This window comes from Amycolatopsis sp. (assembly GCF_036008905.1).
Taxonomy (GTDB): Bacteria; Actinomycetota; Actinomycetes; order Mycobacteriales; family Pseudonocardiaceae; genus Amycolatopsis.
Window position 1 is genome coordinate 12,894 of the sequence record NZ_DASYMU010000088.1, and the last position, 16,132, is coordinate 29,025.

15 protein-coding genes are annotated in these 16,132 nt (G+C 66.0%); 8 read left to right on the plus strand and 7 right to left on the minus strand.

Annotation, left to right across the window (positions count from 1 at the left end):
* The first annotated feature begins 96 nt into the window (after nt 1–96).
* Nucleotides 97–1,044: an alpha/beta hydrolase gene (locus tag VGP60_RS16695; protein ID WP_327548924.1), complete on the plus strand. Its 948-nt coding sequence runs from the start codon at nt 97–99 to the stop codon at nt 1,042–1,044.
* A 64-nt stretch (nt 1,045–1,108) separates the two neighbouring features.
* On the opposite strand, the gene VGP60_RS16700 is transcribed toward VGP60_RS16695, so the two are convergent.
* On the minus strand, nt 1,109–1,732 hold the full coding sequence (locus VGP60_RS16700) for a hypothetical protein (RefSeq protein WP_327548925.1): 624 nt from the start codon (nt 1,730–1,732) through the stop codon (nt 1,109–1,111).
* 356 nt (nt 1,733–2,088) lie between these two features.
* On the opposite strand from VGP60_RS16700, the gene VGP60_RS16705 reads away from it, so the two are divergent.
* Nucleotides 2,089–3,120 (plus strand): hypothetical protein, encoded by a 1,032-nt coding sequence (locus VGP60_RS16705; protein WP_327548926.1) that lies wholly within the window; start codon nt 2,089–2,091, stop codon nt 3,118–3,120.
* Nucleotides 3,121–3,296: 176 nt separating this feature from the next.
* On the opposite strand, the gene VGP60_RS16710 is transcribed toward VGP60_RS16705, so the two are convergent.
* Nucleotides 3,297–3,500: a hypothetical protein gene (locus VGP60_RS16710; RefSeq protein WP_327548927.1), complete on the minus strand. Its 204-nt coding sequence runs from the start codon at nt 3,498–3,500 to the stop codon at nt 3,297–3,299.
* A gap of 180 nt (nt 3,501–3,680) precedes the next feature.
* Nucleotides 3,681–4,220, minus strand: a complete 540-nt coding sequence (locus tag VGP60_RS16715; RefSeq protein ID WP_327548928.1) for an AAA family ATPase — start codon at nt 4,218–4,220, stop codon at nt 3,681–3,683.
* 482 nt (nt 4,221–4,702) lie between these two features.
* Between VGP60_RS16715 and VGP60_RS16720 the strand changes: the two genes are divergently transcribed.
* Together VGP60_RS16720 and VGP60_RS16725 are read left to right on the plus strand one after the other, a co-directional pair.
* Nucleotides 4,703–5,185 carry a hypothetical protein gene (locus tag VGP60_RS16720; protein WP_327548929.1) on the plus strand — a complete coding sequence of 161 codons (483 nt, stop codon included), beginning with the start codon at nt 4,703–4,705 and terminating at the stop codon, nt 5,183–5,185.
* 24 nt (nt 5,186–5,209) lie between these two features.
* Nucleotides 5,210–5,704 (plus strand): hypothetical protein, encoded by a 495-nt coding sequence (locus VGP60_RS16725; RefSeq protein ID WP_327548930.1) that lies wholly within the window; start codon nt 5,210–5,212, stop codon nt 5,702–5,704.
* Nucleotides 5,705–6,220: 516 nt separating this feature from the next.
* Here the strand turns inward: VGP60_RS16725 and VGP60_RS16730 are convergent.
* Nucleotides 6,221–8,437 (minus strand): DEAD/DEAH box helicase family protein, encoded by a 2,217-nt coding sequence (locus VGP60_RS16730; protein ID WP_327548931.1) that lies wholly within the window; start codon nt 8,435–8,437, stop codon nt 6,221–6,223.
* 1,031 nt (nt 8,438–9,468) lie between these two features.
* On the opposite strand from VGP60_RS16730, the gene VGP60_RS16735 reads away from it, so the two are divergent.
* Nucleotides 9,469–10,500: a hypothetical protein gene (locus VGP60_RS16735; RefSeq protein ID WP_327548932.1), complete on the plus strand. Its 1,032-nt coding sequence runs from the start codon at nt 9,469–9,471 to the stop codon at nt 10,498–10,500.
* Between the two features lie 104 nt (nt 10,501–10,604).
* Here VGP60_RS16735 and VGP60_RS16740 read toward each other — a convergent pair whose 3' ends face one another.
* Both VGP60_RS16740 and VGP60_RS16745 read right to left on the minus strand, forming a co-directional pair.
* Nucleotides 10,605–11,588, minus strand: coding sequence for an SDR family NAD(P)-dependent oxidoreductase (locus VGP60_RS16740; RefSeq protein WP_327548933.1), 984 nt, complete (start codon nt 11,586–11,588; stop codon nt 10,605–10,607).
* 107 nt (nt 11,589–11,695) lie between these two features.
* Nucleotides 11,696–12,730, minus strand: coding sequence for an aldo/keto reductase (locus VGP60_RS16745; RefSeq protein WP_327548934.1), 1,035 nt, complete (start codon nt 12,728–12,730; stop codon nt 11,696–11,698).
* A 129-nt stretch (nt 12,731–12,859) separates the two neighbouring features.
* Here VGP60_RS16745 and VGP60_RS16750 point away from each other — a divergent pair, with 129 nt between their 5' ends.
* On the plus strand, nt 12,860–13,498 hold the full coding sequence (locus VGP60_RS16750) for a TetR/AcrR family transcriptional regulator (RefSeq protein WP_327548935.1): 639 nt from the start codon (nt 12,860–12,862) through the stop codon (nt 13,496–13,498).
* A gap of 30 nt (nt 13,499–13,528) precedes the next feature.
* Here the strand turns inward: VGP60_RS16750 and VGP60_RS16755 are convergent, their stop codons facing one another.
* The gene (locus VGP60_RS16755; protein WP_327548936.1) at nt 13,529–14,308 is read right to left on the minus strand and encodes a TetR/AcrR family transcriptional regulator; all 780 of its coding nucleotides are present in this window, start codon (nt 14,306–14,308) and stop codon (nt 13,529–13,531) included.
* A gap of 71 nt (nt 14,309–14,379) precedes the next feature.
* On the opposite strand from VGP60_RS16755, the gene VGP60_RS16760 reads away from it, so the two are divergent.
* Both VGP60_RS16760 and VGP60_RS16765 read left to right on the plus strand, forming a co-directional pair.
* On the plus strand, nt 14,380–15,342 hold the full coding sequence (locus tag VGP60_RS16760) for an ATP-binding cassette domain-containing protein (protein ID WP_327548937.1): 963 nt from the start codon (nt 14,380–14,382) through the stop codon (nt 15,340–15,342).
* Nucleotides 15,343–15,347: 5 nt separating this feature from the next.
* Nucleotides 15,348–16,130, plus strand: coding sequence for an ABC transporter permease (locus tag VGP60_RS16765; protein ID WP_327548967.1), 783 nt, complete (start codon nt 15,348–15,350; stop codon nt 16,128–16,130).
* The last annotated feature ends 2 nt before the right edge of the window (nt 16,131–16,132 follow it).

Sequence of the window (16,132 nt, forward strand, 5' to 3'; positions counted from 1 at the left end):
TGGTCGTTCCTCCGAAGGAACTGGCCTCTTTTACCCGGGCCGGTACTGGCCGAACCTGGAGGAGTCCCGTCCCGAAGTTCGTTGGAGAACAGCACCATGAAAACAGCAGTCACCTTTCCCAGCGCCGGTCTGCGGCTCGCCGGCCACCTCTACACACCCGACGACAGGATCGGTGGCCGTCGTCCCGCCATCGTCGTCTCGCATCCCATGAGCGGGGTGAAGGAGCAGACCGCAGGTCTCTACGCCGAACGCCTGGCGCGCGCGGGTTTCATCACTCTCGCCTTCGACGCCGCCTACCAAGGCGAGAGTGAAGGCGAGCCGCACCTGCTCGAAGATCCGTCCCATCGTGTCGAGGACATCAAGAGCGCCGTCACGTTCCTGATCCTTCGAGACGAGGTGGACGCCGAGCGCATCGGCGCGCTCGGCATCTGTGCGTCGGGCGGCTACGTCATACCCGCCGTGGCGACCGATCACCGGATCAAGACGGTCGCCACGGTCAGCGCCGTGGACACCGGCAGCATGTTCCGCGAAGGCGTCGGCCGCACACAGGCCCCCGAAGTCCTCCAAGCCATGCTCGACGCCGCAGGCGAGGCCCGCGTCGAAGAAGCGCGGGGCGAGCCCGCGCGGCTGCAGCAGATTCACCCGGACACGGGGGAGCAGGCGATGAGCCTCGGGCAGCACACCTACGACGGCTGGGAGTACTACCGCACGCCGCGTGGCAGTCACCCGCGGTCGGCGAACCATTTCGTCTTCCGCAGCATCGACCTGATCGCGCAGTTCAGCGCCTTCGAGCGGATCGAGCTCGTCTCGCCGCGCCCGCTGCTGATGATCGCCGGGACGGCGGCGGCCACCGCGTATCTCAGCCGTGAGGCGATCGAGAAAGCCGCCGAACCCAAGGAGCTCTTCTGGATTGACGGCGCCACCCACGTCGACCTGTACGACAGGGAGGAGTACCTGCCGACCGTGATCGCGAAGCTGGACGACTTCTTCACGGCTGGTTTGGGCGCGGCATCGTCAGCCGTTCCGCTTCACGGTCTGCGGTAAGAGCGCCCTCGGCCACCTTCCGGCCGGGGGCGCTCCGCCACTCAAGTGGCGCAGGGCAGTTTGACTACGCGGCCTTGTGGTGCCGGCCGTTCTTCGACTTTGCTTTCCGCGTCTGCCACTCGTGAATATTGATCACCATCTGCGGAGAACTCACCTGACCAGCCGGTTCCGGTTCAGGTTCCGGGCGGTCATTGATCTTGTCGATCTTCTCGCCAATTTCGTCGAGCCTGCGAAGGCCTCGTTCGACCTGATGCGCAACGTACTTCACCACAAACAGGGCCAGCAGCCCTGCTGCGAAGAAAAGCGGGTTGACCGCGCCGGCGGCGTGGTGCGCGATGACGGAATGGGCGTTGACACCCATTCCGACGAAGAAACTCAACCAGGTTCCGGCTTCACGCCACCGAGAGGTCCGGAAGATGAGGGAGTCTTTGCGCGTGGCGCGCACGTCCGCGCATTCGGTGAAAAAGAGACCGACGATCACCGATGCGAGGTACGCGTACCAGGAGTTCGTGATCCCGATCGCTGCCATCGCTATCCAGCTGGCCCCGATCAGCGGCCAAGCCTGCATGGTCGGCATCTTGATGTTCCGGACCGACTGCCCGGCGTCGAGGGTCCAATTGAGCCCGAGCACACCCCAAAGGGCGGTTTCCCAGGGCCCCTTGGCGGTCGTACCATGGTTTGTCGACATGTTTGGCTCCTTCCATGGGCTACGTGTCGAGCGTCAAGACCCGGCCGACACCGGATCCTGACCAAGAGATGCGGCCACCCAGATGCGATGGCCGCATCTCTTTTTGCTGGATGGATTATTTTCACTGTAGCCGCGTAACCGATGGCAGAAGCCATTTTCAGAGGGCTCGATACTGATCCCTTCGCAAGGATTCTTATTTATTCTCCAAGCCTTGAAGATCTACGTTTCTTACCAGTTCCACCGTTACTTTGAATCTCGCCCATGCCGTCAGCAACATAATTGTTGGCGATCCAGGCAGTATCTGAAATGTTGTGCGCCCCGCGAAACATTCTGCGCTGCGGGGCGACCTTGTTGACATGACTAATCCCGAGTACAAAATCCCGACCAAGGTCACCTTGGACCGGCTGGCCACGCTGGTGGCGCTCCACAGGTACAGCGGCTCCGTGCTCGACGCGGCCAAGGAGGTCCGGCTGGGCGAGACCAGCGTCAGGAACCACATCCGCGATCTGGAGCAGGAACTGGGTGGCGGCAACCTGGTCACCCGCAGCAACGGTTGTATGCCGGTCACCATGCATGGTGAAGACATCGTGCGGCTTGCCAGGGACATCCTCGCCCGCACCGTCGGGCTCACCCGCGTGGCACGGATGGAGTGCACCGTGGCGTTCCTGCCTCAGCACGCCTACATTGTCGCGCGGGCGAAGAAGAAGCTGGAGGAGACCAGTGACATCCTGCTCCGGCTCGAGGTTCTTGCCGAGCATCACCGCTCACGCAGCAGCTTCGAACAGCACGTTCTCGAGCCCATGACGCACGGCGCCCTGGACCTGGCCATCGGGCTGCCCACCGCCGGAAAGAGCCTCACGACGTTCCCGCTTTACACGACCCGGCTGGTGGCGATGGTGCCCAAGCGCGATGCCCCGTCGCACCTGACGCTCACCCAGCTCGTGAGACAGCACGAACTCCTCCTGCCACCACCGGAAACACGATCACGGATCCTGCTCGAGGGCGAGATCGAGGCGCACGTGCCCGCGGAACTGGTCCGGGAGATGAAGATCGGGCTGGAGGCCTATGGCACCAAGGTGCTGACCATTTTCGCCTACGAGGGCCACGGCACAGTCGTCGCGCCCGAGGACATCGCGCATCCCTTCATGGTCGACAACGCGTTCGGTGGTAACCCCGCAAAGGACTTCGTGTGGGTGCCGGTGACTGTCGACGGGCCCGATGACGCCTTGACCCACCGGGTCGTCGTGACGATGCCCAGCAACACCGGCCGACGTCGACCACACCTCGAACAGATCGTCCGCGCGCTCCAGGATGCGTCAAAGTCGTTGAACGTATCCACCAAGGGGCACAGCTGCGACAGAACTCCCAGCCTTCGCAACGACTCCTGAACCTGCCCGACCGCATCCCGCGCCGCTTCGACTCGACACCGAACGATCCGCGGCGTGGTCGGCGACCACGCCTGTGCCAGGAGTCAGCTATCGGTGAGCCAATGCGGCTCGTAGCCGTTACCGATCCCGAAGGGGACCTCCCCGACGCGGATGTCGGAAAGGTCCCCTTCAGTGCCTCACCAGCAGGCTACATGGGCTGGGTGCGCGCAGAGGATGCCCAAGGTCTGCTGGCCGCTGTCGAGATGTACCTGGCCGACGGCGTTCGTGGGCGCGGCACTCTCGACTGCCGAAGCGACGCCGCCGAGTCCCGTCAGCGTGATTCCGGCCGCGAGCAGCGACAGCGCCGCGAACTTCCGCAATGAGGGCATTCCATCTCCCATGGTTCCTCCTCCAGTCGAGCGGTACTCCGGTCATTCCGGATCCGCTACCGGCTCCACGCAACCACAGGTCGCTAACTTTTCACTAAGTGCCTTCCAACGGCCGTGGAGACGATGACACAGTCCGGAACCGGGACATTGGCGCCTGGTTTTCGGGCGTCCGGGTGACCCTCTGCCGTTTCGTCACGGTGACGATCGCGGGGCGTTCAGTGACACGAGCCGGTCGATTTCCACGGCCGCCTGGTGCGGAGATTTCCCAGTCGTGTCAACGACAGTCGCCGATTTTCTGAGCCAGGGCAAGGCGGCCTGGTAGGGGTCGAGGTGATCCAATCGCCATTCCCGGGCGCTTTGGTGCTCCGACCGGTCTTCCTCGATCCGGCGGACGAGTTCACTTTGGTCCGCGTGCAGCACGAAGTGGTGCACCTTCACGCCTTCGTCGGCCAAGCCGTCGAAGATCTCGTTCGCGTACTCCTGGACCAATACGGTCTGAGGCGTGACCAGAATGCCCCCGACATGGCGGAGCACCTGAACGATCGTCGCGCAGACCAGTGGCCGCCACGGCGGCAGATGCTGGAAGTCGCCGGGCGGCTCCGGCAGGACATGCCGCAGCATGTAGCCGACCTGTTCGGAGTCGAAGATCCGTGACCGCGGCAGGAGCTTGACCAACTCACTGGCAGTGGTCGTCTTCCCGGCCCCGAACGTCCCGTTGAGCCACACGATCATGCTCGACGGTATCGCGGATCGCCTTGCCCACTTTTTCTGAGCCCTGATCGGCTCTGCCAAGCCGGTGTCGGTCCTCATTGAAGATGAGTTCCTTCGATACTGTCGACCTGCGGTAACGCAAGTATGTTGCGCGGTGTTCAATGGTATGAACTCAGTTCATCTGCGTTGTTTGGGTGAACATGTGTACATCAAAATTTGGGCCGACTATCCAGTCAGTTGGCCAGCTTCGGCAGGCGGACGCAGGCAAAGCAGCAACAACACACGGGCAGTGTGGTGATCGGGCGCTGTGCTCGCCAGCGGTATCCCCGCCGCTGGCGACCAGGTCCTGCAGGGCTCCTCGCGCTCGACAAGCTGGTTGCCCTGAGCGCGCAAGCAGACGGTAGTGGCGATCCCGAGGCAGCCTTCGGGTTACAGCAGACCGCGTCGGACAACGCGCCGGCCGCGTCCTCCAGCCTCTGACCTCCGACCAGGTCGAACACACCATGACCGCGGCCACCCGCCCGGCGGACCCGCTCATCCTCGCGCTGGCCAGCATCTACGCCGCACGCCCCGGCGGCATCCGCGACCTGCTGCTCGACGACATCGATCTCGGCAACCGCCGACTCACCATCGCCGGGCGCACACGCCCCCTCGACGAGATGACCCGCCGCGCCCTGCTGCACTGGCTCGACCACCGCCGCACCCGCTGGCCCACCACCGTCAACCAGCACCTGCTGGTCAACATGCGCACCGCCCTGACCACCGGCCCGGTCAGCAGCTACTGGCTCAACACCACCTTCCGCGGCCACGACGCCACACTCGACCGGCTGCGCATGGACCGCCAACTCGAGGAAGCACTCACCCACCGAGCCGACCCACTGCATCTGGCCCTCGTGTTCGGCCTCGACGAGAAGACCGCCATCCGCTACGCCAACTCCGCGCGCCAACTTCTGGCCACCGAAGCCGAACGCGACCACGGCCCGTGAGATCATCACCGAGGAGGTGCGCGGATGACCACCCAGGAGGAACGGGCACGACGACGCCTGCGTGATCACCTCAACGCAAGCGAGGACGTGGTGCACGCGGTGCTGGCGTTCCGGATCGGCGGTGCCAAGGAGCACGTATCACTGGGCGGCGCCGGGCTCGCAGGAGGCCTGGGTCGCCTTGCCTCGAGCGCCGTGACCTCAGCCGACGCCGGACCCGCCGACGCCCCCGAACTCCCAGTGCCGCAGCGGTGCTTCATCGTCCTCACCAACCACCGCCTACTCGTGATGACGTTGGGCGGATTCGTCGTCGCCGGACCGAAGAAGGTGCTGCATTCCCTGCCGTTCTCGGCGATCGACCGGGTTTCCGACCCGGTGAAGGACGGCTACCTCGCGGGGACGTCGCGGGTCATCGTCGGGCTGACCACCGGCATGGTCCTGCGCTGGGAGTTCCCGCGCATCCAGATCAAGCGCGGCGACGCACTCCTGGCCGACCTGCGGCATCACCTCTCCGCACCCTGATCCGACGGTCACGAGTCACTCCCGGTCTCGTCGGCAAGCACCACCGAGCCGACCCACTGCACCTGGCCCTCGTGTTCGGCCTCGACGAGAAGACCGCCATCCGCTACGCCAACTCCGCGCGCCAACTTCTGGCCACCGCAGCCGAACGCGACACTTCCGGTTGAGCACGAACCCACGGCACGAGCCCTGTTCCTGGCGGTGGTAGACCCTCGGGTTCCCCATGAGGAACCTTCACTCTCGCTGAACCCACGGTCTTCTCGGGGTCCCCGTAGTATCCGGGAAATTTCGCGCGAATATGACTGAGTAGGCTCCTGACCAGGGGTTCCCGGAGATCGGCCGGGAGGACTTGTTCTGGTTCTGACCGGTTTCGGTGGCAGGCGTGGCCGAGCCGGGTGCCGCAGCGTGGCGGGCGGCGCGAGACGATGGCCCCGGCAACGACGACAGGAGGTAGCCCCGTGGCAGACGTGGCGACGATGGCACCGTTAAGACTGCGCTGACAGGACTTCGGCCGGAGGGCTAACCATCTTGTCGCGAGCGGCCGAGTAGGCCACCTGTAATCCTGCCGAGCCCGCCGCTCAGTTCCCGCTGTTGCGGTGGTGCCTGGAACGCCCGGTAGCGTTGTTTGGTGACGCACAGGATGACGGCGTGCATGAATCTCTCGCGGTCAGGCACTTGCACTGCCCAGCGTTCGTCGGTGCGCGTGTTCCACAGGACACCCCTCTGGTAGCCGCCCATCACCAAGTACAGCGCCAGCTGGAGGAACATGGCGCGGTCGAGTTCGGAAACGAACTTGAGCTCGTAGACCTGGCCGTCGTGCACGGCGTCGGCGACACCCACGAACCTGATCGGTGTCGCCGCCGGTGCTGCGACAGCCGTGCCGGACAGGTCCATCGGCACCTGCGCCGCGCAGTCGCGGGGGAGCTGTGTCGCCAGTCGTCTGGTCAGTGCGTCGCGCACCTCGCCGCTGACTTTTCGGGTGACCTGTTCTGCGTAGCGCATCTGGTCCGTGTCGACGGCGGTCAGCAGCAGCGAGTTGTCCCAGGGGTCCTCGCTCAGCTTGCCGCTTAGCTGCTTCGCGATCGGTTTGGGGTTGAGGATCACTTCGAGGGCGGGGTTGTACCTGTCGAAGAACACCGCTTCCTGGTAGTGCCCCACCACGGGGGAGAGGTCGATCAGCCCGTCGACGCGGTCGATGGTGATCTCCTCACCCGCGCCGTCGTCGAGGCGCCGGCTGTCGAGCAGATCGACACAGGCCTGGAGGTTCTCCGCGTAGGTGAAGTCGAAGCAGTCCGACGCCAGCAACGGCTTGTCATACGTCGGCAGGTCCTCGGTCAGGAGCTGCGTGAATCGCAGTATGGGGATGAAGCCGATGCTCTTGGGTTGCCGGTGAGCATGTTGTGACCGCACGAAGAGAACGTCGTGCTTTCCCCGGGAGGCCGCGACCAGGAACACGTTGCGCAGGACGGTCGTGTCGACGTTCGGGAACCCGCAGCGCATGTTCCACATGGCCTCGTCGTAGTCGAACACCACGCTCACTGGCCGTTCCAGGCCTTTGCTGGAGTCGTACGTCGTGAACACCGCGGTGTCGTCGCTGTAGGTCACCGAGGTGTCGCTGTCGCGGATGGAGGCGTAGACGGTTTCCTTGTTGAAGATTTCACCATGATCGCGTTCCAGGTGATTTAGTGCCTCGGCCATCTGGCCGTTGCGTCTGTCCAGGCACAGCAGGTCGCCGGGCTTCTTCGCTCTCATGAAGTCGAGTGCCTCGTGGTAGGAGACATACCGGATCGTCTGGTCGGGGTTGACGCCCACCACCGGCTTGTTCCATGCCTCGCTGAGCTGCGCGCCGAGTTCCTGACCGGCCCGGAAGGACTGTGTGAACGGCATCAGCTCGGCCTGCCGGGTGATCTCCCTGGTGAAGCGCTGCACGTCCAAGGTCGTGTTCGAGTGCACTTTCTGAGCCAGGTCACCGACCAGCACGGTCTGCATGGACGGGTTCAGCGACTTGATGTTGCGCAGCAGCTGCGCGTACTCCTCGTTGATGTCCTGGTACTCATCGACCACGAGCAGGTCAAATCTGGGGAACCACGCCGAGAGGCTGGTAAACGCCGCGTTGAACCGTCGGATGGATTCATCAAGACCGCATTTGATACCCGCCCTGAGCAGTGAGGGGTACACGATTCCGTGGTAGTTCTGCACTTTTGCGTGTTTCACCCGGCGTTGCGCGTCGGCTTTCAACAGCTTGCTGTAGGTCAGGTACAGCACCCGCCGGTCCCGGCCCACTTCGGTGCACAACGCCTGAATCGCTGTGGTCTTGCCCGATCCCACCGTCGCATCGACAATCACATCCTGCCCCGCCCGCACCGCGTCGATCATCCGCCGCTGTTCGCCACTCAACGGCACAGAAGACACCGCGGCACCGCGGCCATGATTTTCCCGCTGGCTCGATGTCCGGCTCGGGCTTGTGGTCACAGCGAAGTTCGGGTTGGCTGCCAGTTGCCTCCGCAACACCGCCTCGCCATCAGCCCGCAACGCCGGCCGCAGTTGCGGCGGCAGCAGCACCTGACACCGTGCCTGCAGCGCACGGGGCGTGCGCTGCAACGTTCCCGCCAGCGCGTCCAGCGCCACACCACGCCGGAGCCCGTCCAGCAGCGTCGCGGTGTCCTCCGCCGACCAGGCCGCGCCCGCACGGCGCGGTGCGGACCCGGCGCCGTCGCTCCTGCTGTCAGTAGTCATCCCATCACGCTATCGACAACCAACGACAAAGTTTGCCGGTTCCATGAACCAAGGGCCCCGGGCTGCGTGCGATCTGATCAGGCGCCAGTTGGCAACACGGCGAAGTCGGCGTGGGCCTGCGTGACGACGTGGTTCAGCACCGGACCGGATGGCCCTGCGCCACAACGCCTTTCCGGGGGCTCGAGAAGGATCGATCACCGCTGGCCAGACCGTATGCGCCCGAAATTCCCCGGAACTACGGCAACTCCTTACTGTCCAGCGAATGCCCGTCGTCCTTGGCCAGCGTCCCCACCACGATCAGGTCTTCCGGTTGTCCATCCCGCTTCACGAGCGAGGAAGGTAGCCCCGCACCGGCAACGCGGTCGGCTGGCCAACTCGAGCGCGTGGCCTGCGATGCGGCTCAAATTGTGGTGGATAGTGACACTTATCCACCACATCGATGCTTGGGCATCCCTACCGGGGGAGCGGGTCCTCGAGCTGACCTTGACTCGTCCTCCCGGCCGGCGCGCCGCCCACCCTGCTCCCGCTGCACCTGTCTTGGATCCCTTCCGAGGATGGTCCGGCGGTCCGAGAAACAGGAACCGACCTGCGTAAACGCGGCTGCAAACACGCGTCGGCCTGCAGAGGACCGGTAAGAACCAGGTGTAACGGTGATGTCTGTCCTGTCCGAGAAGATGTTGCCTACAACGGTCGAAAACCATGCCTCTGACCAGGCGAAATGCTCTCAGATCAATTCTGAGCGCCGAACGAGGGCCCGTCGATGTCGTTACATCCTGCGACCGTCGATCGTTCAGCAGGGTCGAACGACGCAACTGAACTGAGCCAGGCGGGCCAAATAGCGCACCTTTACCGATTTTGCCGCACCTATCTTGAGCGCCGACAGCCGGTAGTTCTCCCTCGCGGAACTCTGCCTCGGACACTCCGTCATAACAGGCATTATCACGGTGCCTCACCACGGTAAGGTTACGCAGTAACGCGACACGCGATATTGGTTACACCTAACGCGTACGCGATACTGATAGGGTCATGTGGTGTCGGAAACCCAAGAAGAAGCCCCGGAAACGCCCCAGATCTGCGCTCTGGACGGCTGTGAGAACCCGTTGCCGCCACCGGCCATCGATGCGGAGGGGCGACGCAAGGGCGGGAGACCGTCGGCGTACTGCGGGAAGGCGCATGCCGATGCCGCGTCGCGGGCGCGGCGAACGGCCACGATCGCGTCCGTGAGCGACCCGCTCGCGGACGTCCGGCGGCTTGCCGAGGGTTTCGAGCCCGCGGCCGCGGGCTTGGTCGAGTTGCTTCAGGGGATGCGCGCGAGCTTCGCCGAGGCGGAGACGGCGGCGCTGGCACGGGTGACCGAAGCCGAGGCGCAAGCCACGCAGGCTCGCAAGGAAGCCGATGACGCTCAGCAGGAATCGCTGAAAGCCGAGACGGCCCGAAACCAGGCGCTTGCCGCGGCACGCGACGACAGGCTGGCTCGGGCGAAGGCTGAAAAGCTGGCTGAGCGTGCGGCGGAGGACGCCGAAGAACACAAGCAGCGCGCGTGGAGTGAGATCGCCGCCCACGAACGGGCCCGCGGCGCGGCGGAAGCGGCGGCTCGCTCCGCCGACGCCGCGCGCGACGAACTCGCCGGGGAGGTCCGGAACCTCCGTGAGCAGTTCCTGGCCCTGCGCGCCGACAGCATCGGACTCACCAAGCAACTCGCCGAGCGCGATTCGGCGCTCTCGCGCCTCGCCGCCGAACATGAGGCCGCCCTCGAACGGCTCGACCACGCCCGCAGGCTCACCGCCGACACCGAACGCGACCGCGACTCCGCGCGCCGCGAGTCCACGGAAATCCAAGGTGAACTCCAGGGTGAACGCGACCGGGCGACCGAGGAGAACACCGCACGCCGACTCGCCGAAGCGCGGGCCGCGGGCCTCGCCGACGACCTCGCGCTCGCCCGCGACCAGGTCACCTCCGGTCAGGCCAGGCTCGACCAACTGGTCGCCCAGCTCACCGAACTTGCCCGGCCCGTCGAACCCCCAGCCCCCGAAGCGCCCGTCACCGAGGACGTGCCTTCGTGAGTGGCAACAAGTGTTCTAACACTCGTAAACACTCACGACCCCCACGCGCCTGACCGCCGGAACGCTATTAAGGGTCCCTGAAGCCGGACGTGCGGGTGCGGACGTCACGCCTTGAGAAGCTGCTCGCTCAGCTCCCAGAGCCGTTCGGCGGACTGCGGGTCGATGGAGTGCGACACAATGTCGCCCGAGGCCTCCTGCGCGGTGACGGGCGGCTGGTTGTCGTTCAGCTGCGAGACGTCGTTGTTGTTCAGATAGACACCGCCGATCTCGGCGAGCAGGGGGCTGGTGGCCGCGAACACGATGGTGCTGGCCCCTTGCCGCGGCGTCTTCTTCCCACGGTCGGGGTCGATGATCGGCCGGCCGGACTCGTCGATCAGTCCCATGGCCCGCTGCGCGTCCTCGCCCACCGACCTGTTGAAGGCCGTGGCGGCCACGACGCCCGGGTGCGCGGCGTAGCCACGGATCCCATCGGCGGCCCATCGGCGGTCCAGCTCGACGGCGAACAGCACGTTCGCAGTCTTGGACTGGGCGTAGGCGAGGTGGGGGTCGTAGCCGCCGGTGGTGAAGTGCGGGTCGTCCCACAGGATGTCGGACATGCGCTGGGCGCCGGACGACGTGTTGACGACCCGGGCACCGTGAGCAGCGCGCAGTGCGGGCAGCAGGCCGAGGGTCAGCTGGAAGTGGCCGAGATGGTTGGCCGCGAACTGCGCCTCGTAGCCGCGCGCATCCCGTACGACCTCGGCGGGGGCCGGGAAGCCCGCGTTGTTGATCAAGATGTCGAGCGGGCGGCCGGAGTCGATATAGCGGGTGGCGAAGGCGGCGATCGAAGTCGGATCGAGGAGGTCGAGCTGACTGACCTCGACGCGCTCGATCCCGGCCACCGCGGCCGCGGCACGGTCCGGGTCGCGCGAGCCGACGGTGACCGAGGCGCCGGCCTTGGCCAGTGCACGGGTGGTCACCAGGCCGAGCCCGGAGTGTCCGCCGGTGACGACGACATTCTTGCCGGTGAGGTCGATGCCCGCGAGGATGTCGTCGACCGTCGACGCGGCGGTGAACCCTGTCCCGATGGGGTGCTGCTTGTGAGTCATGAAACCAGTCCTGTCGTAGTGGGTTGGCAGTGTTCTGGAGCACGGCGGCGCGCACCAGTTCGCCGTGCCACCGGTCGAGTGGGTGCGGGAGCGGTAAGGGGAAGCGGTCAGGCGGCGGCGCGTTCGCTGACGGGTCGGCGGCGGAGGTTCGAGCGCTGGAGGGCCAGGGGCACGTAAGCCTGGTCGAGCGTGCCGACGTCGGTGCCGGGCGGGACGATCTCGTCGATCCGGTCGAGGATCTCGTCGGTGAGGGTGACGTCGAAGCCGGCGAGAAGGTCGTCGAGCTGCTCCATCGTGCGCGGCCCGAGGAGCGCGCTGGTCACGCCGGGATGGGCAATGGCGAACGCCATCGCGAGGTGGGTCATCGGCAAACCCGCCTCTTCGGCGAGTGGGATGAGCTGTTCGACGACATCGAGCCGGCGCTCGTCACTGAAGACCTTCAAGAAGGGCAAAGCGGCGCGGACGAGGTCGGTCTGCTGGCCCTTGCGGACGCGGCCGGTGAGCATTCCCTGCCCGAGCGGGCCCCACACGAGCGTGCCCATCCCGTAGCGGTGCGCGATCGGCAGCACCTCGCTTTCGATGCCGCGGTTGAGGATCGAGTAGCACGGTTGCTCGGTGTGGAACCGTTCCAGTCCGCGCCGCTCGGCGACCCACTGGGCTTCGACGATGTCGGAGGCGGGCGTCATGGACGACCCGATGGCCCGGACCTTTCCGCTGTGGATCAGGTCCGAGAGCGCGGACAGCGTCTCCTCGATGTCGGTGGCGGGATCGAGGCGCTGGATTTGGTAGAGGTCGATGTGGTCGGTCCGCAGACGGCGCAGTGAGTTCTCGACCGCGGTCATGATCCAGCGCCGCGAGGTGCCTCGCTGATTGGGATCATCACCCATCGGGAGACTGAACTTGGTCGCGAGGACGACGCTGTCACGACGGCCTGTGAGCGCTTTGCCCACAACCTCTTCGGACGCGCCCCGGGAGTACGCGTCGGCGGTGTCGATGAGGTTGATCCCCGCGTCCAGTGCCTTGTGGATGATGCGGATCGAGTCTTCGTGGTCGGCGTTGCCGATGGACGCGCCGAGCATCAGTGCGCCGAGCGCGTAGGGGCTGACCTTGATACCGGTCCGGCCGAGGGTGCGGTACTGCATGCGGGTTTCTCCTGAGGTTGTGGTCGAGGTGCCGTGAGCACTCGCTCGATGCCGTACCCTTGGACCAAAGCGGAACGCTTTTCCAGAACTATACGGAAAGGCTTTCCGGTTAGCAACCGAAGGAGTGTCGTGACGGAGAACATGGCGCCGACCGGGGTCGACTCGAGCGGCTCGGCGGGTCCGAGCGCACCCGAACGCGCGCCGCGTCGGCTGCGCGCCGACGCGCAACGCAACGTCGACTCCTTGCTTGAGGCGGCGAAGGCCGTCTTCGCCACGTCAGGCGTGGACGCGCCCGCGAAGGAGATCGCCGATCTGGCCGGCGTCGGGGTCGGGACGCTGTACCGGCACTTCCCGCAGCGCTCGGACCTGGTCAAGGCCGTGCTTCAGCGTGAGATAGATGCCTGCGCGGACGCGGGCCCGGCGCTCGCCGCCGCGCACGAGCCAGGAACAGCGCTTGCGAAATGGCTCCACCGATACACCGAGTTCGTCGCGACCAAACGAGGACTCGCTACAGCCCTTCACTCCGGCGATCCGGCGTTCGACGCCCTGCCCGGCTACTTCTATCAGCGACTCGGACCCGCTCTCGGGTCGCTGCTCGAAGCCGCGGCAGCGAACGGTGAAATCCGTGCCGGCATCAGCGCCAAGGACCTCTTGCATGCCGTCGCCCATCTGTGCCAACCCGTGCCCGGCGAGGGAGTCGCGTACAGCAGGCGCATGGTCGCACTCCTCGTCGACGGACTGCGCTACGGCGCCGATACTCGCTCCTGAAGTCGTGCACGGAGCGGTTCGTTCCGTTGCTCAGCCCGCGCGGGAAATGACGAGGGCCTCGATCCCGTCGAGCACGAGCGGCAGGCCGAAGGCGAAGTTACGGGCGGGGTCGAAGGCGGATTCGTATTCCTCGCCGGCGGCACTGCCGACCCGGCCGCCGAGGGGGAACTTGGTGCCGTCGACGACTTTCGCCAGTGTCGGCGCGCTGGCTTCCCACCACTGCAGGTCGGTCATGCCGCTGCGCTGCGCGATCTGGGAGGCGTCGATCGACGCCCGCGCGGCGCCTTGGACGTACCTGATGACGACATTGATGACGGAGTCCATCTCCAGGTCGGTGAGGCCGATGCCGTCGACCGCCTCCAGCTCGCGCTCGTACTTGGTCATGGTGAGCGGGCCCAGCGGGGGACGGTTGATGATGACCTGGAGCATCCAGGGATGGCGGTGGTAGAGCGCCCAGTTGGCGTTCGCGATGTACTCCAGCCGCGCGCGCCAGCCGGCTTCGGTGTCTTCGGGCGGGGCGACCTCGCCGTGGACGGTGTCCATCATCAGGTCGATGAGTTCGGCCTTGCTGGGGATGTAGGTGTAGAGCGACATGGTCGCGACGCCGAGGTTGTCGGCGATGCGCCGCATGGACAGCGCGGAGAGGCCTTCGGCGTCGGCGAGTTGCACGGCCTCGGCGACGATCATCGCGACGGTCAGCTTGGGTTTCGGCCCGCGACGTGGGCGTTCCTGGATTCCCCACAGCAGTTCGATACTGCGCTGGGGGTCTCCGCCGCCGGTGTACTCCGTGCTCACCAGATCATTCTCCACACTTGAACTCTATACGACGTACGGAGTTGTGCTACAGTTATTCCGTACATAGTACGAAGTAAGGGGTCTGGGTGAATTCTCCTGAATGGGCGGTCGTCGCCGAGGGGCTGCGCAAGCAGTACGGCGACACCGTCGCGTTGGACGGCCTCGATCTGAAGGTGCCGAAGGGAACGGTCTGTGGCCTGCTCGGGCCGAACGGGGCGGGCAAGACCACTGCGGTGCGCATCCTGAGCACGCTCCTGCGGGTCAGCGGCGGACAGGCGAAGGTCGCGGGGTTCGACGTTGTCCGCCAAGGCGCCGACGTGCGCCGCAACATCGGGCTCGTCGGCCAGAGCGCGGCCGTGGACGAGATCCTCAGCGGACGGCAGAACCTGGTGATGTTCGGCCGGCTCTACCACCTCACGCCTAAAGCGTCGGCCCGTCGTGCGGACGAGCTGCTCGCGCAGTTCGGGCTCGCCGACACCGGCAGCAAGCCGGTGAGCCAGTACTCGGGCGGTATGCGACGGCGTCTCGACCTGGCGGCCGGGCTGATCCTCGCGCCGGCGGTGCTGTTCCTCGACGAGCCGACCACCGGCCTCGATCCCCGTGGCCGCAACGAAATCTGGGCCTCGGTCCGCGCGCTCGTCGCCACCGGCACCACGGTCCTGCTCACCACGCAGTACCTCGAGGAAGCCGATCAGCTGGCCGATCGGATCTCGGTGATCGACCACGGCCGGGTCATCGCTAGCGGCACCCCGGACGAGCTCAAGACGGCGATCGGCGGGGACCGGATCGAGCTCGTCCTGCACAGCGCGGCCGATCTCGGCCGGGCCACACAGGTCGTCGAGCACACCGTCGGGGAGCCGGTGACGACCGACGAGGACGGCCGGCGGCTCAGCGCCCCGGTCCGCGAACGCGTCCTCGCCCTGACCGAGGTGGTCCGCGCACTGGACGACGCCGGGATCCTCGCCGAGGACATCGGCCTGCGCCGGCCCACCCTCGACGAGGTCTTCCTGCGGCTCACCGGCGATCGCGAACACCAGAAGGCGGCATGACCTCGATCCGATGGGCCGCCGCGGACGGCTGGACCGTGACGCGGCGCTACCTCACGCACCTGGCGCGCCAGCCGTTCCAGGTCGTGATGATGGTGGCGTTCCCGATCCTGATGATGCTGATGTTCGGGTACCTGCTCGGCGGCGGGATGGTGGTCCCCGGTGGCGGGGCGTACCTCGACTTCCTGATGCCGGGCATGTTCGCCATGACCATGCTCTTCGGGATGTCCACGACAATGGTCGCGGTGCTCGACGACGCCGCGAAGGGCGTGACGGACCGGTTCCGGTCGCTGCCGATGGCGCCCTCGGCGGTGCTGGTGGGCCGGAGCACCGCGGACATGCTGAACTCGGTGATCGGACTGGCCGCGATCCTCGGCTGCGGGCTCGTGGTGGGCTGGCGGCCGCACGGCACCGTCGCCGAGACGGTCTCGGCGATCGCGCTGCTCCTGTTGCTGCGCGTCGCGTTGCTGTGGATCGGGATCTACCTGGGGCTGGTCATCAAGACGCCGACGATGGTCCCGCTGGTACAGACCCTCGAGTTCCCGATCGGGTTCCTGTCCAACGCCTTCGTCGCGTCGAGCACCATGCCGGCGTGGCTGGGTGTCGCCGCCGAATGGAACCCGCTGTCCTCGACGGTCACGGCCATCCGGGACCTGTTCGGCAATCCGGGTGCCGGTGGCGATTCCTGGATCACCGGGCACGCCACGCTGATGGCCGTGGTCTGGCCACTCGTGCTGCTGGCGATCTTCGCGCCGCTGTCGGTCCGCCGCTATCGCCGTCTGAGCAACTGAAA